Origin of the sequence: Campylobacter concisus (genome assembly GCF_002165785.1) — a bacterium.
GTDB lineage: Bacteria > Campylobacterota > Campylobacteria > Campylobacterales > Campylobacteraceae > Campylobacter_A > Campylobacter_A concisus_W.
Genome location: NZ_NDYO01000002.1, coordinates 47,764 through 70,456, shown reverse-complemented (window position 1 = coordinate 70,456; position 22,693 = coordinate 47,764). Strand labels below are relative to the sequence as shown.

The following is a 22,693-nucleotide window of genomic DNA, read 5'->3' as shown; positions in this document are numbered from 1 at the left end:
CTCCTTTAAAATTTTGCCTATTATACAAAAAAATACATTATTAAAATGTGTTATAATCGCAAAAATTAAATTTATGGGGCATAAAATGATAAAAAAGACAAAAATTGTAGCTACTTTGGGGCCAGCAAGTGATAATGAAGAGACAATGGAGGCGATGGTAAAAGCAGGCGTTAATGTCTTTCGTTTAAATTTTAGCCATGGGACACACGAATACCATAAATCAAACATTGACAAGATAAGAAATATCGAAAAAAAGCTAAATAAAAGAATAGGAATTTTACAAGATATCTGCGGCCCAAAGATCAGAGTTGGTAAGCTTAGTGAGCCATTTTATCTAAAGGCTGGTGATGAACTTAGTATCCATGCTGATGAGATTATTGGTGAAAAAGTGGAAAAAGGAATTTATAAAGTAAGCCTAAATCAGCCTCAAATTTTGCCTATGCTAAAGGTTGGCGAGTATGTCTATCTCTATGATGGCTCTATAAGGGCAAAGGTCGTTAGTGAAGGTAAAGAAATAGTAAAAACTATCATTGAAAATGATGGAATTTTAAACTCAAACAAAGGCGTAAATTTTCCAAATACGGCTCTTGGCATAGAAATCATAACGCCAAAAGATAAAGAAGATATGAAATTTGGCGCAAAGCATGGTGTAAATTTTGTCGCCATTAGCTTCGTTCAAGATGCAAATGACGTAATAAAGGCAAAAAATATCTTAAAAGAATTTGGCTCAAGAGCTGCTGTTTTATCTAAGATCGAGAAATTTGACGCGGTTGAAAATATAGACGATATCATCGCAAAGAGCGATGGTATCATGGTAGCTCGTGGCGATCTTGGCATAGAAGTGCCATTTTATAAGGTCCCAACTATCCAAAAGCTCATCATCAAAAAAGCAAATGCAGCAAGCAAGCCAGTCATCACAGCAACTCAAATGATGCTAAGCATGGCAGAGCATGAAACTGCCACAAGAGCGGAGATCAGCGACGTAGCAAATGCTGTATTAGACGGCACTGATGCTGTTATGCTAAGTGAAGAGAGTGCGATAGGCAAAAACCCAGTCGCGGTTGTGGAGGCGATGAGTAAAACGATCATCCAAACTCAAAGCATCTATCCATATAATAAATTTGATGAGTTTGACTTTTTTGATGAGACTGATATGGTGGCAAGTAGCGCCGCATCTTTAGCCGTTCGCATAAAAGCAGATGCTTTAATCTCAATCACTGGCTCAGGAAAATCGGCCATAAAATTAGCTAGAAACCGCACAAATATCGACATCATCGCAGTAGCTCACGATGAACAAACAGCTCACATGCTTACCCTTGCTTGGGGTGTTACGCCAGCGCTTGTACTAGAAAAAACAAAGCTTAGCTCACTTTTAGCAAATGTCATGAAAAAGGCGTATGAAGAGGGATATGTCGAACACGACAAGACTTATCTTGTCACAGCAGGTCACCCTACGGGCGTTGAGGGTAGCACAAACCTTATACGCATCATCAGACGCGATCAGCTTGATTATTATTTGGAGCTTGCAACTGAGTAAATTTATATACTCTCTTGCAAATTTTAAAATTTTGCTTGCTTGTAAAAATTGACTGCTAAGATTTGTCTTTGCTTTTTGCTTAGCTCAAATTTTATAGCCGAAATTACTTGCTCATGAAATTTTAAATTTGCCTGATGCCTACTTAATATAACAAAGCAATTTTGCAAATTTTAAAATCTTACTTACTCGCCTTAGCAGGCTACTAAATTTAGGCCGCATTGTGTTTAGCACTAAATTTAGAGCCGTGATATGATCGATAATAAATTTTATAATTTGCTGGAAATTTAATATAACGCATGCAGTGCGTTAGTACTGAGGCATGCCACTTCTAACGTCGTCGGGGCTAGGGGATTGTTAAGGGGGAATGGAGCGACTTCGTAATTCAAGCCTCTTCCCCCTTAACAAAAGAAACAAACATTTAAATTTAACTAGATTGCTTTGCAAATTTTAAAACTTTCATTCACTCGCAAGAATTGACTTCTAAAATTTGTCTTTGCTTTTTGCTTAGCTCAAATTTTAGAGCCTAAATTACTCGCTCATGAAATTTTAAAATTTGTGTGAAATTTACTTGTAAAAATTAGGATATATAAAATTTATTTTAAAAGAATTTGTGACGCAAAATTTAACGCCACAAATTTAAATTTATTTTTTCTTTTTGCCTTTTGGCTCATCGCCTTTAAACCAGCTTTTTATCTTATCAAAGACGCTTTCATCGGTATTTGATTTGCCTGATTCTATGCCGAAGCTAGCTTGAAGCTTATTTAAAAGCTCTTTTTGCTCATCGCTTATTTTTTCAGGCGTTTGAATAGAAATTTGTGCTACGAGCCTACCTTTTTTACGCGAATTTACGCTTTTGATACCTTCATTTTCAAAGATAAATTGCTGCTTGTCCTTTGCTCCAACAGGTAGTTTTAGCTCAGTTTCTCCTCGAAGCGTTGGAATTTTTATGCTTTCGCCAAGTATAGCTTGTGTGAAAAAGACAGGAATTTCTAGATAAACATCGTCATTGTGACGAATAAAATGCTTGTCTTCTTTTACGTTTATGCTTACATAAAGATCGCCTTGAACGCCGTTTGTACCGATATTGCCTTTGCCAGCTACTCTCATTCTCATGCCGCTATCAACGCCTTCAGGGATGGTAATCTTTACAGTTTGTTGCTGGATTTTATAAGCTTTTGCATTACAATCGGGGCATGGCTCGCTTATTACTTCACCGCTTCCATGGCAATATGGACATTCTTGGACGATATTCATAAAGCCATTTCCGCGTGTTATCCTGCCACTTCCGTCACAGTGCTGGCAAGTCTTACTCTTGCCATCTTTACTGCCGGTTGCATTGCATGTTGGGCAAGGCACTTTTTGATCAAATTTTATCTCTTTTTCACAACCAAAAATAGCTTCGTTAAACTCCAAATTTATAGGAATTTCAAGATCGGCTGAGTATTTTTCAGAGTATCTTTTTCTCTGCCTAGAACTACTTGCAAAACCGCCACCAAAAAATGAGTCAAAAATATCTGAAAGATCAAAATCGGCACTAAACCCGCCACCGCTACCAAATCGACCCTCAAGGCCTTCTTTGCCATATCTGTCGTAGATAGAGCGTTTTTGCTCGTCGCTTAAAACTTGATAAGCTTCATTTATCTGTTTAAATTTTAGTTCAGCCTCTTTGTCGCCAGAATTTCTATCTGGATGATATTTTAAAGCAAGCCTTCTAAAGGCTTTTTTGATCTCATCTCCGCTTGCATTTCTTGAAATTTCAAGGATTTCGTAATAGTCAAATTCCACATTTTTCCTTGTTAATTAAGCTTATTTTAAATATGGGATTTTACCCAAAAAAGTTTAAATTTAAAAAAGAATTTACATTTTTGCCGTATAATCTCTACTATTTTTAATAAAAAGGATAATTCATGGTTAATGTTTTAATGATAGAAGACGATCCAGAATTTGCACAAATTTTATCTGAATATCTTGATAGTTTTAATATAAAAGTTACGAATTTTGAAGATCCATATTTAGGGCTTAGCGCTGGGATAAAAAACTATGATTTGCTAATACTTGATCTTACTTTGCCGGGCATTGATGGGCTTGAGGTTTGTAAAGAAATTCGCCAAAAATACGACATTCCTATCATCATAAGTTCAGCTAGAAGCGATATTAGCGACAAGGTTGTTGGACTTCAGCTTGGTGCTGATGATTATTTGCCAAAACCATACGATCCAAAAGAGATGTATGCTCGTATCACAAGTCTCATAAGAAGATATAAAAAGACAAATGAAGTACAAGAAGAGGTCGTTGATAGCGCATTTAGGATCGATGATAAACGTCACGAAATTTATTTTAATAACGAGCCATTAGCTCTTACGCCAGCTGAGTATGAAATTTTGACATATCTTATCAAACAACACAGCTTTTCAGTCTCTCGTGAGCAGTTGGTTTATAACTGCAAAAGCCTAAAAGATAAAGATTCAAAGAGCTTAGATGTTATTATCGGACGCCTTAGATCAAAAATCGGTGATAGCTCAAAAGCCCCAAAACATATATTTTCAGTAAGAGGCATAGGATATAAGCTTATCGGATGAAATATTCCATAACTACGAAGATAACTATTATCTTTGCCATAGCTTTTTCGCTGATGTGCTTGCTCTTTGTAACTTTTGCAAACATTCAGCAAGAAAGCGCTTTAGAAAAGCTAAAAGATAGACAAATAAGTGCGATGAACTATCTTGTCGCACTCTATGAACGTGGAAATCCCCCAAGAGATTTAGAACATTATTTTAAAAATTTTTATTTAGAATATGTTGGAAATAAAAATTTAGCCACTTCAATAGCTACAAATGGGACTGTTGTTTTTACACAGCACACGCCTCTTGGAGTGGTGCAATCGGTTAATTACAAAGGCGATTTGTATTTGCTTATTAAAAATCCGTCTTTTCAGCTGCTTCTTGAAAGTAACGACGCAAGACACGTAAATGATCCGCTTTGGGTCGCATTTTTGATAGTTTCAGCCCTTCTCATCTCACTTTATGTTTCTGTTCTTAGAAGTCTTTCGCCACTTAGAAGGCTTAGTAAAGATATCAGAAAATTTGCCAGTGGAAATATGGAAATGGCGATGACGGCTAGGCTAAATGAAATTGAGCAAGATGAGATCGGGCAGGTTGCAGTGGAGTTTGATAACGCCGTTTGCAAGATAAGAGAGCTCATCCGCTCAAGGCAGCTATTTTTGCGTGCGATCATGCATGAGCTAAAGACTCCTATTGGCAAGGGCAGGATCGTCTCTGAAATGGTTGCAAATGAGACTCAAAAGATGAGGCTCATAAACGTTTTTGAGCGACTTGAGATGCTGATAAATGAATTTAGCAAGGTCGAGCAGCTCCTTTCTAAAAGCTACGCGCTAAACTATCAAGAGTGCCATTTCTCGCTCATTTTAGAGCAGGTGCAGGATATGCTCATGCTTGATAAATTTGAAGAGCGAGTGAGCTGTGACATCAGAGATGACGTCATATTAAGAGTGGATTTTCAGCTTTTTAGTTTGGCGATTAAAAATTTGATAGACAATGCCCTAAAATACGCAGAGGACAAAAAGACCATCTTGATCTGCGATAGCGAATTTATAGCGGTTAAAAATTTAGGCAAAAAGCTAAATCATCCGATTGACTACTACAAACAAGCCTTTGTTAGAGGCGATAAGGTGAGTGCAGGAAGTGGTATGGGGCTTGGACTTTATATCATCGAGCAAATTTGTCAGATGCAAAAATTTGAGCTAGTTTATGACTACGAAGACGGCTATCACGTCTTTAAAATTTTACTTAAAGCAAAGGCAAAACGCACATGAAAAGAGGCTTAGAAAAATTTAACGAGCTAACCGAGTCTTTTGCTAAGCTGCCAGGTGTCGGTAAAAAATCAGCCGCAAGGTTTGCCTACTTTGTCTGCATGCAAGATAGCTTTGCAGGGCTAAGGCTCGCTCAAAATATTGAAGACGCAGTGAGGTTTATCAAACGTTGTGAGCGTTGTGGCGGGCTAAGCGAAAATGAAATTTGTGACATTTGTAGCGATGAGAGCAGAGACAGTGAGGTCATCTTGTTGGTTGAGAGCCCAAAAGATATCTTAGTTTTTGAGCAAAATGGCATTTATAATGGCCTTTACTTCGTGCTTGACGAGATTGACGAGGATGCCATAGAGAGGTTGCGAAGTGCAATCAAACAAAATGGCTCAAAAGAGGTCGTCTTTGCCTTTACGCCGGGGTTAAATTCAGACGCCCTTATGCTTTACGTCGAGGATAAGCTTGGTATGAGTGAAATTTCATTTAGCAAGATCGCACAGGGCGTGCCAACTGGTGTAAATTTAGAAAACGTCGACATGCTTTCACTTTTAAAAGCCTACGAAAGCCGTACAAAAGCCTAATTAAACTTTCTTTTAGTTATAATTTTGCCTAAATTTATAGAAATTTAGCCAAGGCTGAACCGCTGCTAAATTTAAAGGATATAGGTTGATTTTACTCATAGATAATTACGATAGTTTTGTTTTTAATGTTGAGCAATATGTAAAAGAGCTTACAGATGAAGAGGTTAGATGCGTTAGAAATGACAAGATCACGCTTGACGAGATCAAAAAACTAAATCCAAGCAAGATTATTTTAAGCCCAGGGCCAAAGCACCCAAAAGATAGCGGAGTTTGTTTAGAAATTTTGGGGGCAGACCTTGGCGTGCCGGTGCTTGGAATTTGCCTTGGACACCAAGCCATAGGGCTTAGTTTTGGCGCAAAGATAAAAAGGCTAGATGACCCACTACACGGCAAAACCTCATTTATTGACGTGAAAAACAAAGAGCCGCTTTTTGCTGGGCTACCTGAGCGCTTTGAGGTTATGCGCTACCACTCGCTCTATGTCGATGAGCTCTCAGCTGGACTAAGCGCTGATGCGGTGAGTGATGATGGTGTAGTTATGGCACTTAGCGTTAAAGATAAGCCGATCTTTGGCATCCAGTTTCACCCTGAGAGCTACTTTACGCAATACGGCAAAAAGATCGTTGAAAATTTTGTAAATTACAAGGCAAAAGATGAGGTTAGAGAGCCTAAAATTCGCTCTCTTAAGCCATATCTTATCAAGCTTCAAGAAAGTATCCCGCTTGATGATAGCGACTTTGAGCAAATTTGCGAGATAATAGCTAGTAAAGAGTACGAGATCGTGCAGCTTTCAGCCCTTTTGGTGTTAATTAGCGAAAAGAGCCTCTATCCAAAAAGCCTCGCTGCACTTGCAAAAAATATCCTAAAATACTCGCAAACTTACCGCGACGATACGCCTATGATTGATCTTTGCGGCACTGGAGGCGATGGCTTTAAGACGATAAATATCTCAACCACGGTGGCATTTATTCTTGCAAGTCTTGGCGTAAAGGTCGCAAAACACGGCAACAAGGCAGTTTCAAGTAAGTCAGGCAGCTCTGATGTGCTTGAAATTTTAGGCGTAAAAAGTGAAAAATCACTGGCAAAACAGCGTGAAAATTTAGCTAGTAAAAATTTAGCCTTCTTTCACGCACCATTTTTCCACCCGCTAGTTGGTGAGGTGAGAGAAGTGCGTCAAAGACTTGGCATAAGGACCGTATTTAACGTGCTTGGGCCGCTTTTAAATCCAAATTTAAACCTTACAAATCAGCTAGTTGGCGTCTATCATAAACCTGTCTTAAAACTCTACGCCCAGACGCTTAAGATCCTTGGCAGAAAGCACGCTTTAGTCGTTCGAGGTGATGACGGACTAGATGAGATCACACTTTGTAGCGAAACAAGCGTTGTTGAGCTAAAAAATGGAGAAATTTTTGAGTACAGCATCACGCCAGAGCAGTTTGGCTTTAAAAGAGCGCTTCACAGCGATATCGAGGGCGGCACACCTGAAGAAAACGCCAAAACCTTGATCCGCACGCTAAAAGGCGAGGAGCAGGGGGCGAAATTTGACATCGTGGTCTTTAATGCAATGTTTGCACTCTACGCAGCTGATGGTACAAAGAGCCCAGACGAGGCTAAAAAAATGGTTTTAGAGGCCATAAATTCTGGTAAGGCGTATAAATTTTATGAAGAGTTTATAAAGGCGCAAGTGTAATGGCGCTAGTTAAAATTTGTGGCATCAAAACGCTAGATGAGGCAAGTGCGGTTTGTGCTTTGGATATTGATTTTATCGGATTAATCTTTGCCAAAAGCAAAAGAAAGGTTGAGCTAAATTTAGCTAGGCAGATAGCAAAATTTGCTCACAGCAAGGGCAAAAAAGTAGTTGGCGTTTTTGCGGAGCAAAGTGATTGTGAGATAATGGAAATTTGCCAGTTTGCTGGTCTTGACGTGGCTCAGGTACATGGAGTGGTGAGTGAAAATTTAGGTGCAAATTTAAAAGATATGGGGCTTGAGATTTGGCAAGTTTTTAGCGTGAAAGATAGCTTGCCAGAGGTTGATTTTAAGCATTTTGACATGGCGCTTTTTGACTGCAAGGGCGAAAATGCCGGCGGAAACGGCACTAGCTTTGAGTGGGAAATTTTAAAAGAGGTTAAATTTAAATTTGGCATGGCTGGGGGCATAGGTGAGCACAACATCAAAGAGGCGCTGAAATTTAGGCCATATTTAGTCGATATCAACTCCAAAGTCGAGGACGAAAACGGCATAAAAGATGCGCAAAAGATAGAGAGAATTTTAAAGATCATAGGTGAGGTAGAAGATGAATAGTAAGGCGTATTTTGGAAAATTTGGCGGGCAGTTCGTGCCTGAGACGGTTATGTTTGCCCTTGATGAGCTAGAAAATGCTTATGAGAGCATCGCAAAGACAAAAGAGTTTAAAGATGAGCTTGATGATCTTTTGAAAAACTACGTTGGCAGGCCTAGTCCGCTCTTTTTTGCAAAGCGCCTGAGCGAGCACTACGGACATGAAATTTACCTAAAAAGAGAGGATCTAAACCACACGGGCGCGCATAAGATAAACAACGCTCTTGCTCAAGCGCTACTTGCTAAAAAAATGGGTAAAAAGAAAATTTTAGCTGAGACTGGAGCTGGTCAGCACGGTGTGGCAACAGCAACTGCAGCGGCACTTTTGGGCTTAGAGTGTGATGTATATATGGGCGCAACAGACGTGGCTAGACAGCAGCTAAATGCCTTTCGTATGCAGCTTCTTGGCGCAAAAGTGGTGAGCGTAGAAGACGGCTTAAAAACGTTAAAAGAGGCGACTACGGCGGCTATTCAAGCGTGGGTAAATGAGATAGAGAGCGCATTTTACGTCATTGGCTCAGCCGTTGGTCCGCACCCATATCCAAAGATCGTGCGTGACTTCCAAAGCATCATCGGTACAGAGGCCAAAGCTCAGCTTGCAGATTACGGCAAAAAGGCCGACTACGTCATTGCCTGCGTTGGCGGCGGCAGTAATGCTATTGGTATTTTTAGTGCGTTTTTGGACGATGAGAGCGTAAATTTGGTAGGTATAGAAGCTGGCGGCCTTGGCATAGAGACGCCTTATCACGCAGCTACGCTTAGCAAAGGTAAAACCGGCATCATCCACGGCATGAAAACGACCGTGTTGCAAGATGAGTATGGCATGATCTCGCCAGTTCACAGCATCTCAGCAGGCCTAGACTACCCAGGCATAGGCCCAGAGCACGCTCACCTAAACGACATCAAAAGGGTAAGATACGAGGCCGTAACTGACGATGAGTGTATAAATGCTTTGTATTTTTTAAGCAAGATGGAGGGCATCATCCCAGCCATCGAGAGCGCGCATGCGGTGGCGTATCTGGAGAAGCTTTGTCCAAAACTTGATAAAAAAAGCGTCATCGTCGTAAATATCTCAGGCAGGGGCGATAAGGACATAAACACAGTCATCGGCTACGAAAAAGGAAAAATTTATGGATAAGATAAAAAGTGCATTTAGTGGCAAAAAAGCAAACATCGGCTACATCGTGGCTGGATATCCAAGCTTAGAAAAAACGAAGGAATTTTTAGAAAATTTAGATGAGAGCACGCTTGATCTAGTTGAGATCGGCATCCCTTACTCTGATCCACTGGCTGACGGCAAGCTCATCGCGCAAGCTAGTTTTGAGACGGTGCAAAACGGCGTAAATACGGACTTTGTCTTTGATATGCTTGAGAGTTGTAAGGCAAAAGTGACAAAGCCACTTGTTTTTCTGGTCTATTACAACATCATCTTTGCTTACGGCGTTGATAAATTTCTAAAAAGATCAGTTGAGGCTGGAGTTAGCGGCTTTATCGTGCCGGATCTGCCTTGCGAGGAGTGCGAGGAATTTGCTCTAAAATGCAAAGAGTTAAATTTAAGTCTGATACCACTTATTAGTGTCACATCTGGTAGTAGAGCGGATGGAATTTTAAAATTTGGCTCAGGATTTATTTACGCTCTTGGTGCGATAGGCGTTAGTGGCTCAAAGAGGGCTGATGAAGATAGGATAAAAAATTTGGTCCTAGAGCTTAAGAAAAAGAGTAATTTGCCGGTGGCTGTGGGCTTTGGTATCAAAAACAAAGATGATGTTAATGAAGTAAAAAAATATGCTGATGGAGCGATAATTGGTACGCAAATAGTCAGGCTTTTTGCGGAATATAGTGGCAAAGATCTGATAAAAGAGATAGATAAACTCTTTTAAAATGCTTAATAAATTTATAGCTAATTTAGTAAAGCCAAAGTATAATTGAGAACCAATTTCGAGTCTTAAGGAAGAGATATGAGAAAAGTTATAGATGAAGCTACAAGCTATCTTTGCAAGGATACTTTAGGGCTAGATTTAGAGTTTGGCAAGAGTCTGGGCAAAGGATTTTACGGAGCTAGCATACCAGTCTATAAGAGCAAAAGCGAGTATCATTTTTACCTATTTTTTAAAAAAGATACTTTGAAAATTTTCATGAATGCCTTTTTTGGTCACGAAGATGTTGATGGTGGTGATCTAGACGATCTTTGCAAAGAGATAGCAAATCAAATCATTGGCAAAGCTAAAAATTTACTAAATGAAAAAGAGCCAAATGCTTATAAACTTGGGACACCTGAATTTTTAGGTGAAGTTGCAAATTTTGGTATCAAACTAAAAGAGAAATTTGTATATAAAATAAAAAATAGAACATTTCAAATAGGCTACGACATACAATGAACGACGAGAGTGCGATAGAGACGCTAGAGCAGCTAGGGCTTTTTAAGAGCTATGATGAGCTTATGGATATAAGCGTTGATTTTATAGCTGAGCTAGGAACTACCACGGTTAGTATAAATGAGCTTTTGAAATTTGAAGCTGGCTCGGTTATAGACCTCGAAAAGCCAGCTGGTGAGAGCGTGGAGCTATATATAAATAATAGAATTTTTGGAAAAGGTGAAGTAATGGTTTATGAGAAAAATTTAGCCATCAGGATAAATGAAATTTTGGATTCAAAGTCAGTTATTCAGTACTTCAAAAAAGAACTTTTATGAAATTTATACTATTTTTCTTACTTTTTGCAACTCAAATTTTAGCTTCAAACCTATTAACTTACAATATCTATGAACGTGCTGATAGAGTCGATATTATGCTTAGCTTTGATGCACCTTATGAAGGAAATATCTTTCAAAAGCGCGAAAAGGACACAACATCTTTGATATTAAATTCGCTAAATTACGATCAAAGTGCCAGCAAAGATATAAACTCAAAGATTATTCAAGAGCTTGAGATAGAGCCAAAGCAAAACTCACTTGTCTTAAATTTGCGCTCAAATGATGCTATTATCGTAAATGCTTCAAAGACGACTGATAGTTTTGGACTCCGCATTCGTGTAACTCTAAAAAATGCAAAACCTCAAATACAAAATATGCCTCAAGCTAGTGCAAAAATAGAGACCCCTAGCACTCCAAAGATGGATGAAGAGCCTATGCTGAATATAGACTCAAGGTATTTTATAGTCTTAAGTGTGCTTATTGCGCTTCTTGTATTTTTATATGTATTTAAAAGATATATTACTTCAAAGAGTAATGATTTTAGCGGCTTTAAAGCACCTAGAAATCAGTCTCAAAATGATACAAAATCAATGAACTGGCTACTTAAAAATCAAAATAGTAACGTCAATATAATATATGAAAAATATCTTGATCGCACGAATAAACTAATGCTATTAAGCTATGAAAATAGGCGTTATTTAGTGATAGTTGGTAGCTCAAATGTAATGCTTGATAGCTTTGGTGAAGACAAGATACAAAATGAGCAAGATTTTACTATATTTTTCGAAGAGAACAAGAAAAAACTAAGCTCATTTTTAGAAGAGCGAAAAAATAGTTTAAGTAACTATAAAGATAAAATGAGCGGAGAATTTTAGTAGTTTTAGCTAAAATTCTCATCCAATTTAAATTTTTATGCGTTAAAGCTAGTTTCAAAATTTATACAAACGAAATAGCAAAAATTTCAGGTTTTGTGATCTTTTTTATCTCTTCTTTTGCCATAGCAAATTCTTTTGCACCTTCTATTTTCAGCGTATGCCCACTAAATTCGAAGTTTAAATTTAGCCTTTCACAGGTTAAATCAAGTGCCTTTGCTAGTGAGAGTATAAAACTTAGCCATCTTACACACTCGGCTTTTGGAAGTAAATTTTTATATCGCTCAAATTCATAGATGTTTTTCTTTCCGTTTGTGCCAATTACTACTGCAATCAATGCTTTTTGTTCATGCGAAAAGCCATAATTTAAGGCATTTAGGACTATATAGGCTGAGTTTTTATGATCGCCATAAAAGCCAATCTCTTGACCGACATTGTGAAGTTTTGTAGCAACTAAAAGCACTTCAAGATAGTTATCGCTTAAACCGTGAAGCTTTTTTAATACCATAAATATATCTTTTGCATATCTTGTGACCGATTTATTGCATGATAATATAAAACGATCTTGCAAACTTTTGATACTTGGATTAAAATTTTGCGGAAATTTAATGCTAGGGCGTAAAAAATCTTTTAAGAACACTCCCTCTCTTACGCCAACCCCACTTGTTATAATATTTTTGGCATTTAGAGCTTTGGCGAGGACCAAAAAGATATGTGCACCCTCTCTAATGGTGTCGTATCTATCTTTTTTTATAGGAAATTTATTTAGCTCAAGCACGCTAACATTTGCAATGCTCTCGATGTAGGCTTGCTCATCGCTAAGCTTGTAGCAAAAGCCATGCAGTGATGAGAGTGGATATAAATTTTTGCTCATTATGGCAGATGATATCGCTCTAAGAGAGCCACCAATAGCGATTATATTTTGGCATTTAAATCGCTCATCTATCTGTTTTGTAACTTGCTCTAGAAATTTTGGTAATTTATTTAAGTTTTTTTTATCAAAAAAAAGCTCTTTTAACCTAACTGTACCAATGTCAAGCGAGAGCGTATCTATTATTTTGCCTTTGCTTATTCTGGCAAGTTCAGTTGATCCGCCACCGATATCGATAGTGACGCATTCATCGATGTTATGGAGTAAATTTTTGGCTGCGATCGCACCAAAAGTAGCCTCTTCTTTGCCGTCAATGACTTTTAAATTTATGCCAAGTTTTTTTCTTAAAAGAGAGATCAGAATATTTGCGTTTGGAGCGTCCCTAAGCGCTGAGGTTCCAACACATAAGACTTTATTGCATTTGTAGCTTTTTATGATATTTGAAAATTCGCTAAAAGCCTTTAGCGCTTTTTCCATTGAGCTTTCGGATATTTCATTGTTTGAACCATATCCACCTTCGCCTAGACGCACTTTTGTTTTATATTCAGCTAGTATAAAAAACGCTAAGCGTGACGTTCTTTCAAATATCGCCATTCGCATAGAATTTGAGCCAAGGTCGATTACTGCGGTTCTCTTTGCCATTTTTATCCTTTTATATTTAAAACTAGGCTTGCGACTGCACCGCTTCTATCATTTCTATTTTTAATGTCTACTTCGCCACCAAGAGCCTGTGCCGCACCTTTAGCTAGAAACAACCCAAGCCCAGCACCACTTTTGTTGCCGTATCTTTTAAACGGAGCAAACAAATCTTTGCTCTCATCGATGCCTATACCCTCGTCTATTACCTCAATAGTAAATTTATTTTTTAAAAGCCTTGAGTTTATTATGATAGTGCTATTTTTTGGCGAAAATTTAATAGCATTTTGGACAAAATTTTGTACGATGTGGGTTAGTAGGCTAGTTTGAATTTTTATATTTAAAATTTCTGGTTCTAGGTTTAATTCAATATTTTTTTCGTCACTTTTTGCAAGCACATTATAATTTTTCGCAAGCTTTTTCAAAAATCCTATAATGTCAATACTCACAGGCTCTTCAAACTGAGCTCCCTCTTGTCTACCGATCTCAAGTATGGAGCTTATCATTGCATTCATGCCATTTATGGCTTCATTGTTTGACTTTAAAGCCTCAATATATTTTTCACACTCACGTGGTTTTAAAAGCGTAACTTCATTTTTTGTCTTCATTACGGCAAGTGGTGTTTTTAGCTCGTGCGCCACGCCTACAAAAAGCTCTTTTTGATATAGGACAAATGTTTGTATACGAGAGATTAGCCTATTTATGCTCTGCCCAAGCGGTAAAAACTCATCTGGTAGACTTTTTATATCTATCTCATGAAGAAATTTTTCGTCTAAATTTGTAAGCTTGTGACTTAAAATTTTTATAGGTATTAAAAGCATTCTTGATAAAAATAGTGCATAAAAAAGCACCAAAAGTATCGCTGATACATTTACGATTATAATATCTATAAAAATTTCTTCTACTATACGGGCTTGAAGAGTAGTATCTTTTTCTAGGCTTAAATAACTGCTTTCATCGAGTTTTGTTATTAAAAAAGTTTTACTCTGATCCTTTGATTTTTGCGTTACGATATATGTTTCTTTATTTTGTGCCTCGTCTGTTTTTATCGTTGCTAGAGTTTTGTTTGGATTTTCTATCGTAAAGGTTTTTAAATTTAAAGGATTGAAATTCTGAGGATTTTTTTTATAAGCTTCTGCTTGATAGTTTAGCTCATTAACTACACTTTGAAAAACGGTAACCCTTATATAGTGATAAAGCATTACCGAAATAACTACAATTAGCATCATAGCACCAGATGCTAATTGCAGTATAAATCTATTTCTTAAGCTTTTTTGGGAAAGCAAAATCTATATCCGCGTCTTCTAACAGTTTCTATTGTTGAAATATTTAGCGGTTTGTCCATTTTTTGGCGAATTTGGTTGATAGCAACCTCGATAACGTTTGGAGTTACAAGCTCTGGCTCTTCCCAGATAGCGTCAAGTAGTTGCTCTTTAGATACGATTTGATCTGAGTGCCTTGCAAGGTGAGTTAATACCTCAAATGGCTTACCTTTTAGCTCGATGTCGCGACCAAGATATGTGATCTTCTCTTCGTCAGGGTTGATGATAAGCTCGTCTATCTTGATGATATTTGTGCCGCCAAAGCGTAGTCTAGCCTCAAGTCTAGCTACTAAAATGTCAAAATCAAATGGCTTTTTGATGTAGTCATCAGCGCCAGCTCTAAGTGCTTTTATCTCGCTCTCTTTGTCGTCTTTTGCAGAAAGAACTACGACTGAGGTGCGTGGAGATTTATGTTTTATGATGTTTATAAGATCAACGCCGTCGCCATCTTGAAGCATCCAGTCAGTCAAAACTAGGTCGTAGTTTCTGATGCCGATGTAGTACTCAGCGTCTTTGAAATTTTCAGAGCTATCTGTCTGATAACCAAACTCTTGCAACCCCTCAGCAATCGTCTTATTTAGCGTTACTTCGTCTTCTACTATTAAAATACGCATTTCTTTTCCTTAAACTAAAATTTATGGTCGATTGTATCATAAATTAAGAAATATTTCAAGATACTTTAATAAATTTTTAAAAAACAGTGCTGATTTTTGCACCGACAATTGCATTTGGTAAAATCTCGGTTTTTAAAATCTCCATATCCAAGCTAGTAAGCGAGCTAAACCTCTCTTTTAGCGCTTTGCAGGTTGCTTCCAGTGACTCTTCTACGCTTTGAAATTTCATCTCATTATAAAATTCTTTTATAAAATCAGCCACCAAAACATAATCAATCAAGCTAGTCGAGCGAAATTCTAAGCTCACTTTTACTTCTTGCTTTGCAACTCGCTCAAAGTCAAACATCCCGATGACGGTTTGAAATTTATAATCCTTAATAATCGTTGTTATTTCACTTTTCATACGACTTTTTGCTCCTTGCCTGAAAGCAGGCGAACGATATTTGGTATGTGCTTATAAACTACCAAAAATGCGATGATAAGGATCGGCGCGTGAGTGTAAATTTCATCAAGCTCTGGGTGGATGATGAAGCTTGATGCGATGAGAGCTATCAGCGCGCATAGCGAGGCTAGAGAGCTTATCTTTAAAAACTTACCAACCAAAAACCAAACGACAAGAGCGATTATTATCTCAACTGGTAAGAAAAATGCGAGTACGCCAGCTCCGGTTGCCACTCCTTTGCCGCCTTGAAAGCCTAAAAATATAGAAAAACAATGCCCCGCAACACTTAAAACCGCCATCGTCCAAAGCACACTTTGGCTAGCTCCAAGAGAAGAGGCTACGATGAGTGGCAAAACGCCCTTTAATACGTCACAAACTACGGTTAAAATGGCTAGTTTTTTGGCAAGTTTTGGGTTAGTTTGTTTTAAAACCCTTAAAACATTTGTCGCGCCTATGCTTTTGCTACCCTCTTTTTTTATATCAACATGGCCAAAAATTTTTGCTAGTATGAGCCCAGATGGGATGCTGCCAAGCAGGTAGCTAATGGCATAAAGTATTAAATTTTGCATATTTTACCTTTTAAATTTAAAGAGAAATGATATTAAAAAAATACTAATTTTTTTATAAATCATCTCCACAAAAGCACGACTTTTTCATCGTAGATGTCGCTTTTCTTTGGTGAAATTTGCGTTTCGTTGATGGTGATGTTTTTGACATCATTTGCCTCTTTTAGCGCATCGCACTCTTTTGCAAATTTCTCTTCAAGCTCGCTTATGGCTAAATTTATATCATTTACGCTTTGCTCGCTAAGCTTGACGTCGCTTCGCTCTTTTAAGACCTTGTTTGCGCTTCTAGCACTTGAGGCTATCTTGCCGGCGTTTTGGCGAGATAAGAGCTTGTTGCCAAATATCGCTCCAAATATACTTGCGCCTATGCTTATAGCTGCGTCAAGGCCGCTTGCTGTCATATCTTTTTGCTCTTTATCAAGCTTTGCAAGGGCTTTATTTAGCTTATCTTGCAAGCTCTTTTGCTCTTTTTCAAATTTAGCCGTGAGTTTTGCGGTTTGCTCCTCTAAAATTTCATTGCACTTATCCTGAAGCCTTATGAAAAACTCCTCTTTTGACTCGTTTTCTTTTGAGTAAATTCCCATCGCCTCAAAGGTGTTAAATTTGAAATTTCTATATAAAAACTCTTTAAATTCTTTTTCTAAAGCGTCAAAATTTTTAGCACTCGTTATAAAATTTGGCACAGCTGCAAAGCTTGCACCGCTTGGCTCATTTTCGCTTGCATCAACGCGCATGCCTTCGCTAGCCTCACTCCAGTTTGGCTCTTTGTCGTTTTCACTAAGCTCATAAAGATAGCTCACCTCGCAAATGCTATCTATGCCCTTTTTGGCATCATAAATTCTCACCTTTGCGCTTGCTAGTAAATTTGGCGTGAGGCTTTTCGAGTTAGCATAAAGCTGCGTAATCTCATTTGAGATTATGGGCTTTATACTAAATTTCATCTCGCTTTTATCGATCCTTGTATCAGATAAATTTTCTTTTTGCTTTTTCATCAAATTTGAAATTTGTTCGCGGCTAAGTGGGCCTTTTAGATAGCTAAGTGCCCAGCGCGTGGAGATGACGTTTAGGCCGTCCTCATTTATATTTTTGAGTAAGAAATTTCTTTTGGCTAAATTTGATATGAGATTTTCAAGTGAAGCTTTATCTAAGCTTGAGCCTGCGATGCCACTTAATCCGTCTATAACGCGTGCTTTATCCTGGGCTGTTTGGAGGCGGCCAATGAACCAAGTACCGATGTTGCTAAGGCCTTTGTAGTCAAGATCGACTGGGTTTTGCGTACTTAAGACACAGCCTAAACCAAATGCACGAGCTTGCTTTAAAAGTGTGAGCATAGGCGTTTTTGATGGTGGATTTGCATTTGGTGGGAAAAATCCAAAAATTTCATCCATATAAAGGATCGCTCTAAGTGAGCTAGTGCCCTCTGTGCCACGCATCCACGCGATGATCTCGTTTAGTAAAAGGGTGACAAAAAACATCCTCTCAGCGTCATTTAGGTGCGAGATCGTAAAGATATTGCACTTTGCTTTGCCATTTTCATCAAAAAGCATCTTTGAAATTTCTAGTCTAACGCCCTGCGTCCAGCCCTTAAAGTTTGGACTTGCGATGAGCGCGTTTATCTTCATGGCAAGCTTTAGGCGCTCACTGCTTGGATAAAAGGTATCCACGTCAAAAACGCCTATCTTTTTAAAAGGCGGATTTGCGATGAAATTTATGAGCTCTTCTATGCTGACATCTTTTTGCTCTTTAAATTTAGTATCAAATATGGTTGAGATGAGCAGCTGTTCTTTTGAGTTCATATCCTCGTAATTTATACCTACAAGAGATAATACCGAGGCTGCAAGCGAATTTATATAGTTGCTAAAAATTTCTTCGTCAGTGATATTTGGGCAGGCAAAGTCACTAAGTAGCGCTACGCCTATACCAGCTGAGCTTTTTGGGGTGTAGATGTTAAAGCTAGCGCTCTCTTTTAAAATTTTTACTCGCTCAAGATCTTGAAAACTCGACTCTATGCCGTTTTTCCAAAGCTCGGCTTGAGCAGCGGCAAATTCCTCTACACTTTGACCTTTATTAGCTGCTTCTGCTTCATCTATGTATGGTAAAAAATCCTCCGGCCTCATCTGCGGAAAGGTGAGGGCCAAATTTGTGATATCGCCCTTTGGATCGATGATAATGGAAGGGATATTGTCTATGCAGGCCTCTTCTAAAAGCGTGATGCCAAGGCCTGTTTTGCCGCTACCAGTCATACTGATAATGGCTGCGTGAGTGGTTAAGTCCTTGTTTTTATAAAAAAATGGCTCTTTATCTTTTAGTCCGATGTAAAAAAGTTTTAAATTTTCTTGTATGGTTTTCACTAATTGCCTTATTCGTATAAATTTATACGTGAGCGAAGCTCGTCAAGCGTCTCTTTTATGCGCTTTTGCGTAAAATCTTTTATCGTTTCATCATCATCAATGAGTTTCATACAGTATCTAATGTAACCTTTATAGGTTATTTCAGTAACTAATTTTAGCCTTAAAGAAACTCTTTTTACCATTTTTTCAGACATCAAGAGATCAAAATTGACTTCTAATTCTTCGTTATCTTTAAAATTTGCAGATTGTGAACTTAATACACTTATGCCGCCTTCGGAAACATCATAAAGGCTACCTTCGATCTTGTCTTGTTTGCCTTTGATAATAGTTTTAGTAAAACGATTTGGTAAAATACGTTGGAATTTTCTTTTGTACGCATACATTGTTGTATTTAGCGAGAAATTTGAAAAAGTAACACTTTTATCTGTTATATTATAATTTATGATATCTGCACACAAAGGCTTTGAGAAAAAGCTATTTGGCAAAATAAAACCTTTGCCGTCTTGCTTCATAGCTAAAATTTGCATCATATCCACGCGAAAAACGACACTATCTTCTTTAGCTTCTAAAATTTCAGCCTCATATTTTATATTTAGTCCATCATATAAATTTAAAAGCTCTGGCCTTACCTTGGCCTTTTTCATGCGAGTGAATGTATTGATCGGATCTTCATAAAAAAATGTTCCGGTTTCAATCATATCTTTTACATTTGTTTCTTGCTGGTCTTTAACGTCACATAAAATTTCTTTGATTCTTGAAACGGCGTTTACGAAATAACCTACGAAGGTGCTATTGTCGCAAGAGTGACTAAAATTTAAAGTCAAATTTAAAAGTAGGAAATTTATTAATTCGTCTCTTGCGTTTGATTTTGGTATTAGATTATTTAAATCATCTTGTAGCTGCGTAGCATTTGGCTTTTGAATAAGCAGTGTATCAAAGATGTTTTCAAGACAAATTTTTACCTGATCGTGCGGTACGATAAATGTTAGCTGTCTACAAAATTTGATACCATCGTCGATAAATTTATCTCTTAATTTAAGTATGCTATCTTCGCAATTTATTACAAGCTCTTGCCTGCCTTTAAAATCCATGTAGTCTCCGGAATGTTATTGATTAAAGCCAAGGCTATGATATAAAAAGTTATATTAAAAAAGTATTTAAATTTATTTGGAGGAGAAATTTCTAGGTAAAGGATACCTAGAAATTTCTGTTGATTATAGTTTGCCTTCGTTGTGTGAAAGGTAGTCAGCAACACCTTCAGTGCTTGGTTTCATACCAGCATCACCTTTGTTCCAGCCAGCTGGACAAACTTCGCCGTGCTCATTTGTAAATAGCATAGTATCTACCATTCTTATCATCTCATCGATGTTTCTGCCAAGTGGAAGATCATTGATAACTGCATGGCGAACAGTGCCATCTTTGTCTAGTAAGAATGAGCCACGAAGTGCCACACCAGCATCTTCTAGAAGTACGTCAAATCCGCGAGCGATTGATTTTGTCATATCAGCTACGATAGGGAAGCGAACTTTACCAATACCGCCTTTGTTTACTGGAGTCTCTTTCCATGCGAAGTGAGAGAATTGGTTGTCGCATGAAACTGCGATAACTTCGATACCACGTGACTTGAACTCGTCATATCTTTTATCAAATGCGATAATTTCGCTTGGGCAAACAAAAGTAAAGTCCATTGGATAGAAAAATACAACCGCGCCTTTCTCGCCAATATTTTTATAAAGATTAAAATCATTTACGATTTGATTGTTTCCTAAAACTGCTGCAGCTGTAAAATCAGGTGCTTTTTTTGTTACTAACATTTGTTCTCCTTAATAATAAATTTTATTGATTGCGAAATTATATCTATTCAAAATTAAATTTAGTTTAAACATATTTTAGAAATTTTTATTTAGTAAATTTAGTGTTATTGGTAAAAATAGAAAATGGATTCTTGTTAAAAGTAGTAAAAATTTGAATTTTAAAAATTTATTAATGAGAGTATTTGAAAAAAATTAGTAAAAGCATTGCTAAAAATTTTAGAAAATGAATTATTGCGATTGTCATAAATCACTAAAATTCTTTCCGCCAAATTTTAGAATCGCTGATCCCCATGTAAAGCCGCCACCAAATGCGTCAAGAAGCAAAACTGAACCATTTTTGATACGGCCGTCTTCATAGGCATCATTTATAGCCATCGGAATTGAAGCGGAGCTTGTATTGCCATATTTAGCAACAGTCAAGACACATTGCTCATCTTTAAAATTTAATCTATTTTTTACTGCGTCTATTATTCTTATATTTGCTTGATGAGGTATAAAAAAATCAATATCTTCGCTTTGCATTTTATTTGCATGCAAAATTTCTATTACGCTTTTGCTAAGTGTTTGAACTGCTATTTTAAAAACTTCATTTCCACTCATATGGATAAAATTTAGCCTATTTTTTAGTGTTTCCTCACTGGCTGGAAATACACTCCCGCATCCTGGAGTTATTAAAAGTTCAGCTTGCTTGCCGTCACTTGCTGTATGAATATCAATGATCTCATTACCATTACTACTACTAATTACAGCTGCACCTGCTCCATCACCAAATAGTATGCAAGTGCTTCTATCTGTATAGTCAACAATAGAGCTTAATTTTTCGGCCCCAATGATTAAGACATTCTTTTTGGCACTGCTAATAATGAGAGAATTTGCAAGCTCTAAAAGATAAATAAAACCGGTACAAGCCGCACTTATATCAAATGCTGTAACTCCATAATTTAGACCCAAATTTGCAGCTATTTTGCAAGCAGTAGATGGCATGCAAAGATGATCTGGAGATATCGTAGCACAGATGATTGCATCGATCTGAGATTTATCAAGTCCTGAGCGTTTTATGGCTAATTCACCAGCTTTTGTACCAAGGTCACTTGTTGTTTCGTTAGTTGCAATATGCCTTTGCTCGATACCTGTTCGCTTTACTATCCATTCATCACTTGTTTCAACCATTTTCTCAAAGTCAAAATTTGTTAGAATTTTTTCTGGAATGTAAGAAGCAATAGAAATCAGTGAAGCTTTTGGCATATTTTACCTTGCAAAGTGCGAAAGTTCTTCTTCGATAACTTTATTTATATTTGAATTAGCAAATTTTATTGCTTGAAAAATTGCATTCTTTATAGCTTTTGAATTGCTTTTGCCGTGACTTATGATAACACAACCATTTACACCAAGAAGCGGTGCACCGCCATATTCGTCATAGCTAACCTGCTTTTTAAGTGTCTTAAAAACTTTTCTCATGAGTACAGAGCCAGCTATAGCAAGAGGTGATTTTCTAATTTGTTTTTTGATAATTTTACCTATAGCATCTGCAACGCCTTCGCTAGTTTTTAAAAGAATATTTCCCATAAAACCATCACAAACCATTACGTCTATACTGCCGTCAAAAATTTGATTACCTTCTGCATTGCCAACAAAGCTATCAAGCCTAGAAACTAATTTAAATGCTTCTTTACTAACTTCATTGCCTTTGCTCTCTTCTTCGCCATTTGACAAGAGACCAACTTTTGGCTCTTTTCTACCTAAAATTTCTTTTGCATAGGCTTCACCCATTATGGCAAATTGAAACAAATGTTCACTTCTACAATCAACATTTGCACCAACATCTAAAACTAAAGTCGCAGATTCTTTTGAATTTGGCATAAGTGTTGCAATTGCTGGACGAGATATATTTTTTAGTCTACCAATTCTTAGAGTAGCTAAGCTCATAGTTGCACCGCTATGACCAGCAGAAACTACAGCATCAACTTCCTTATTTTTTAAGAGTTCAATTGCTTTGTAGATCGTACTATCTTTTCTTTTAAGCGCATCAGTTGCACCATCTGCCATTGAGATAACTTCGCTAGCTTCTAAAAATTCGATATTTTTTAAATAAGACTGTGGAATGAGTGGTTTGATGACATTGCTATCGCCAACTAATACAGCTTTAAATTCTATCTCTTTTAGTGCATCAATAACACCAGATATTATAGGATCTGCACCAAAATCACCACCCATAGCATCGATAGCAATGCGAATCAT

Annotated in this window: 22 protein-coding genes; 11 read left to right on the top strand and 11 right to left on the bottom strand. The window is 37.4% G+C overall.

Annotated features, from left to right (window positions below):
- Window positions 1-85 precede the first annotated feature (85 nt).
- Window positions 86-1,537 carry a pyruvate kinase gene (gene pyk, locus B9N62_RS01695; protein ID WP_087584093.1) on the top strand — a complete coding sequence of 484 codons (1,452 nt, stop codon included), beginning with the start codon at window positions 86-88 and terminating at the stop codon, window positions 1,535-1,537.
- A gap of 642 nt (window positions 1,538-2,179) precedes the next feature.
- Here the strand turns inward: pyk and dnaJ are convergent.
- Entirely contained in the window at window positions 2,180-3,322 is a 1,143-nt protein-coding gene (gene dnaJ / locus B9N62_RS01690) for a molecular chaperone DnaJ (protein ID WP_087584092.1), read from the bottom strand.
- 122 nt (window positions 3,323-3,444) lie between these two features.
- On the opposite strand from dnaJ, the gene B9N62_RS01685 reads away from it, so the two are divergent.
- The 10 genes from B9N62_RS01685 (at window position 3,445) to B9N62_RS01640 (ending at window position 11,842) form a co-directional block, all read left to right on the top strand.
- Window positions 3,445-4,116 (top strand): response regulator transcription factor, encoded by a 672-nt coding sequence (locus B9N62_RS01685; protein ID WP_021091583.1) that lies wholly within the window; start codon window positions 3,445-3,447, stop codon window positions 4,114-4,116.
- Window positions 4,113-5,369 carry an ArsS family sensor histidine kinase gene (locus tag B9N62_RS01680; RefSeq protein ID WP_087584091.1) on the top strand — a complete coding sequence of 419 codons (1,257 nt, stop codon included), beginning with the start codon at window positions 4,113-4,115 and terminating at the stop codon, window positions 5,367-5,369. The genes B9N62_RS01685 and B9N62_RS01680 overlap by 4 nt, the downstream gene beginning before the upstream one ends.
- Window positions 5,366-5,938: a recombination mediator RecR gene (gene recR, locus B9N62_RS01675; RefSeq protein WP_009294391.1), complete on the top strand. Its 573-nt coding sequence runs from the start codon at window positions 5,366-5,368 to the stop codon at window positions 5,936-5,938. The genes B9N62_RS01680 and recR overlap by 4 nt, the downstream gene beginning before the upstream one ends.
- 85 nt (window positions 5,939-6,023) lie before the next feature.
- Window positions 6,024-7,628 carry an anthranilate phosphoribosyltransferase gene (trpD, locus tag B9N62_RS01670; protein WP_087584090.1) on the top strand — a complete coding sequence of 535 codons (1,605 nt, stop codon included), beginning with the start codon at window positions 6,024-6,026 and terminating at the stop codon, window positions 7,626-7,628.
- Entirely contained in the window at window positions 7,628-8,239 is a 612-nt protein-coding gene (locus B9N62_RS01665; RefSeq protein WP_087584089.1) for a phosphoribosylanthranilate isomerase, read from the top strand. The genes trpD and B9N62_RS01665 overlap by 1 nt, the downstream gene beginning before the upstream one ends.
- On the top strand, window positions 8,232-9,413 hold the full coding sequence (trpB, locus tag B9N62_RS01660) for a tryptophan synthase subunit beta (protein WP_087584088.1): 1,182 nt from the start codon (window positions 8,232-8,234) through the stop codon (window positions 9,411-9,413). The genes B9N62_RS01665 and trpB overlap by 8 nt, the downstream gene beginning before the upstream one ends.
- Entirely contained in the window at window positions 9,406-10,155 is a 750-nt protein-coding gene (gene trpA / locus B9N62_RS01655) for a tryptophan synthase subunit alpha (RefSeq protein WP_087584087.1), read from the top strand. The genes trpB and trpA overlap by 8 nt, the downstream gene beginning before the upstream one ends.
- A gap of 78 nt (window positions 10,156-10,233) precedes the next feature.
- Window positions 10,234-10,653: a restriction endonuclease gene (locus tag B9N62_RS01650; protein ID WP_087584086.1), complete on the top strand. Its 420-nt coding sequence runs from the start codon at window positions 10,234-10,236 to the stop codon at window positions 10,651-10,653.
- Window positions 10,650-10,967, top strand: a complete 318-nt coding sequence (gene fliN, locus B9N62_RS01645; RefSeq protein WP_021091807.1) for a flagellar motor switch protein FliN — start codon at window positions 10,650-10,652, stop codon at window positions 10,965-10,967. The genes B9N62_RS01650 and fliN overlap by 4 nt, the downstream gene beginning before the upstream one ends.
- The gene (locus B9N62_RS01640; protein WP_087584085.1) at window positions 10,964-11,842 is read left to right on the top strand and encodes an excinuclease ABC subunit A; all 879 of its coding nucleotides are present in this window, start codon (window positions 10,964-10,966) and stop codon (window positions 11,840-11,842) included. Before fliN ends, B9N62_RS01640 begins: the two co-directional genes overlap by 4 nt.
- A 61-nt stretch (window positions 11,843-11,903) precedes the next feature.
- Here B9N62_RS01640 and B9N62_RS01635 read toward each other — a convergent pair whose 3' ends face one another.
- The 10 genes from B9N62_RS01635 to plsX form a co-directional block, all read right to left on the bottom strand.
- Window positions 11,904-13,352, bottom strand: coding sequence for a Ppx/GppA phosphatase family protein (locus tag B9N62_RS01635; protein ID WP_087584084.1), 1,449 nt, complete (start codon window positions 13,350-13,352; stop codon window positions 11,904-11,906).
- 2 nt (window positions 13,353-13,354) lie between these two features.
- Entirely contained in the window at window positions 13,355-14,572 is a 1,218-nt protein-coding gene (locus B9N62_RS01630) for a sensor histidine kinase (protein WP_180382142.1), read from the bottom strand.
- 38 nt (window positions 14,573-14,610) lie between these two features.
- The gene (gene hsrA, locus B9N62_RS01625) at window positions 14,611-15,282 is read right to left on the bottom strand and encodes a homeostatic response regulator transcription factor HsrA (RefSeq protein ID WP_002942555.1); all 672 of its coding nucleotides are present in this window, start codon (window positions 15,280-15,282) and stop codon (window positions 14,611-14,613) included.
- 76 nt (window positions 15,283-15,358) lie between these two features.
- Window positions 15,359-15,685, bottom strand: coding sequence for a dihydroneopterin aldolase (locus B9N62_RS01620; RefSeq protein WP_002942574.1), 327 nt, complete (start codon window positions 15,683-15,685; stop codon window positions 15,359-15,361).
- Complete coding sequence (plsY, locus tag B9N62_RS01615; RefSeq protein WP_087584083.1) at window positions 15,682-16,293, bottom strand: glycerol-3-phosphate 1-O-acyltransferase PlsY; 612 nt, start codon at window positions 16,291-16,293, stop codon at window positions 15,682-15,684. The genes B9N62_RS01620 and plsY overlap by 4 nt, the downstream gene beginning before the upstream one ends.
- A 59-nt stretch (window positions 16,294-16,352) precedes the next feature.
- Window positions 16,353-18,641, bottom strand: a complete 2,289-nt coding sequence (locus B9N62_RS01610) for an ATP-binding protein (protein WP_087584082.1) — start codon at window positions 18,639-18,641, stop codon at window positions 16,353-16,355.
- A gap of 8 nt (window positions 18,642-18,649) precedes the next feature.
- Entirely contained in the window at window positions 18,650-19,732 is a 1,083-nt protein-coding gene (locus B9N62_RS01605) for a pilus assembly protein PilZ (RefSeq protein ID WP_087584081.1), read from the bottom strand.
- 123 nt (window positions 19,733-19,855) lie between these two features.
- A complete protein-coding gene (locus B9N62_RS01600; protein WP_021091673.1) occupies window positions 19,856-20,455 on the bottom strand; it encodes a peroxiredoxin in 600 nt (199 codons plus the stop codon).
- 240 nt (window positions 20,456-20,695) lie between these two features.
- Window positions 20,696-21,700, bottom strand: a complete 1,005-nt coding sequence (locus tag B9N62_RS01595; protein WP_087584080.1) for a beta-ketoacyl-ACP synthase III — start codon at window positions 21,698-21,700, stop codon at window positions 20,696-20,698.
- A gap of 3 nt (window positions 21,701-21,703) precedes the next feature.
- Entirely contained in the window at window positions 21,704-22,693 is a 990-nt protein-coding gene (plsX, locus tag B9N62_RS01590; RefSeq protein WP_087584079.1) for a phosphate acyltransferase PlsX, read from the bottom strand.

Excerpts from the sequence above, each read along its gene's own strand:
- pyk (WP_087584093.1), top strand. The coding sequence starts at position 86 with ATGATAAAAAAGACAAAAATTGTAGCTACTTTGGGGCCAGCAAGTGAT.
- B9N62_RS01685 (WP_021091583.1), top strand. The coding sequence starts at position 3,445 with ATGGTTAATGTTTTAATGATAGAAGACGATCCAGAATTTGCACAAATT.
- B9N62_RS01680 (WP_087584091.1), top strand. The coding sequence starts at position 4,113 with ATGAAATATTCCATAACTACGAAGATAACTATTATCTTTGCCATAGCT.
- recR (WP_009294391.1), top strand. The coding sequence starts at position 5,366 with ATGAAAAGAGGCTTAGAAAAATTTAACGAGCTAACCGAGTCTTTTGCT.
- B9N62_RS01665 (WP_087584089.1), top strand. The coding sequence starts at position 7,628 with ATGGCGCTAGTTAAAATTTGTGGCATCAAAACGCTAGATGAGGCAAGT.
- trpB (WP_087584088.1), top strand. The coding sequence starts at position 8,232 with ATGAATAGTAAGGCGTATTTTGGAAAATTTGGCGGGCAGTTCGTGCCT.
- trpA (WP_087584087.1), top strand. The coding sequence starts at position 9,406 with ATGGATAAGATAAAAAGTGCATTTAGTGGCAAAAAAGCAAACATCGGC.
- B9N62_RS01650 (WP_087584086.1), top strand. The coding sequence starts at position 10,234 with ATGAGAAAAGTTATAGATGAAGCTACAAGCTATCTTTGCAAGGATACT.
- fliN (WP_021091807.1), top strand. The coding sequence starts at position 10,650 with ATGAACGACGAGAGTGCGATAGAGACGCTAGAGCAGCTAGGGCTTTTT.
- B9N62_RS01640 (WP_087584085.1), top strand. The coding sequence starts at position 10,964 with ATGAAATTTATACTATTTTTCTTACTTTTTGCAACTCAAATTTTAGCT.
- B9N62_RS01635 (WP_087584084.1), bottom strand. The coding sequence starts at position 13,352 with ATGGCAAAGAGAACCGCAGTAATCGACCTTGGCTCAAATTCTATGCGA.
- B9N62_RS01630 (WP_180382142.1), bottom strand. The coding sequence starts at position 14,572 with ATGCTAATTGTAGTTATTTCGGTAATGCTTTATCACTATATAAGGGTT.
- hsrA (WP_002942555.1), bottom strand. The coding sequence starts at position 15,282 with ATGCGTATTTTAATAGTAGAAGACGAAGTAACGCTAAATAAGACGATT.
- B9N62_RS01620 (WP_002942574.1), bottom strand. The coding sequence starts at position 15,685 with ATGAAAAGTGAAATAACAACGATTATTAAGGATTATAAATTTCAAACC.
- plsY (WP_087584083.1), bottom strand. The coding sequence starts at position 16,293 with ATGCAAAATTTAATACTTTATGCCATTAGCTACCTGCTTGGCAGCATC.
- B9N62_RS01605 (WP_087584081.1), bottom strand. The coding sequence starts at position 19,732 with ATGGATTTTAAAGGCAGGCAAGAGCTTGTAATAAATTGCGAAGATAGC.
- B9N62_RS01600 (WP_021091673.1), bottom strand. The coding sequence starts at position 20,455 with ATGTTAGTAACAAAAAAAGCACCTGATTTTACAGCTGCAGCAGTTTTA.
- B9N62_RS01595 (WP_087584080.1), bottom strand. The coding sequence starts at position 21,700 with ATGCCAAAAGCTTCACTGATTTCTATTGCTTCTTACATTCCAGAAAAA.
- plsX (WP_087584079.1), bottom strand. The coding sequence starts at position 22,693 with ATGATTCGCATTGCTATCGATGCTATGGGTGGTGATTTTGGTGCAGAT.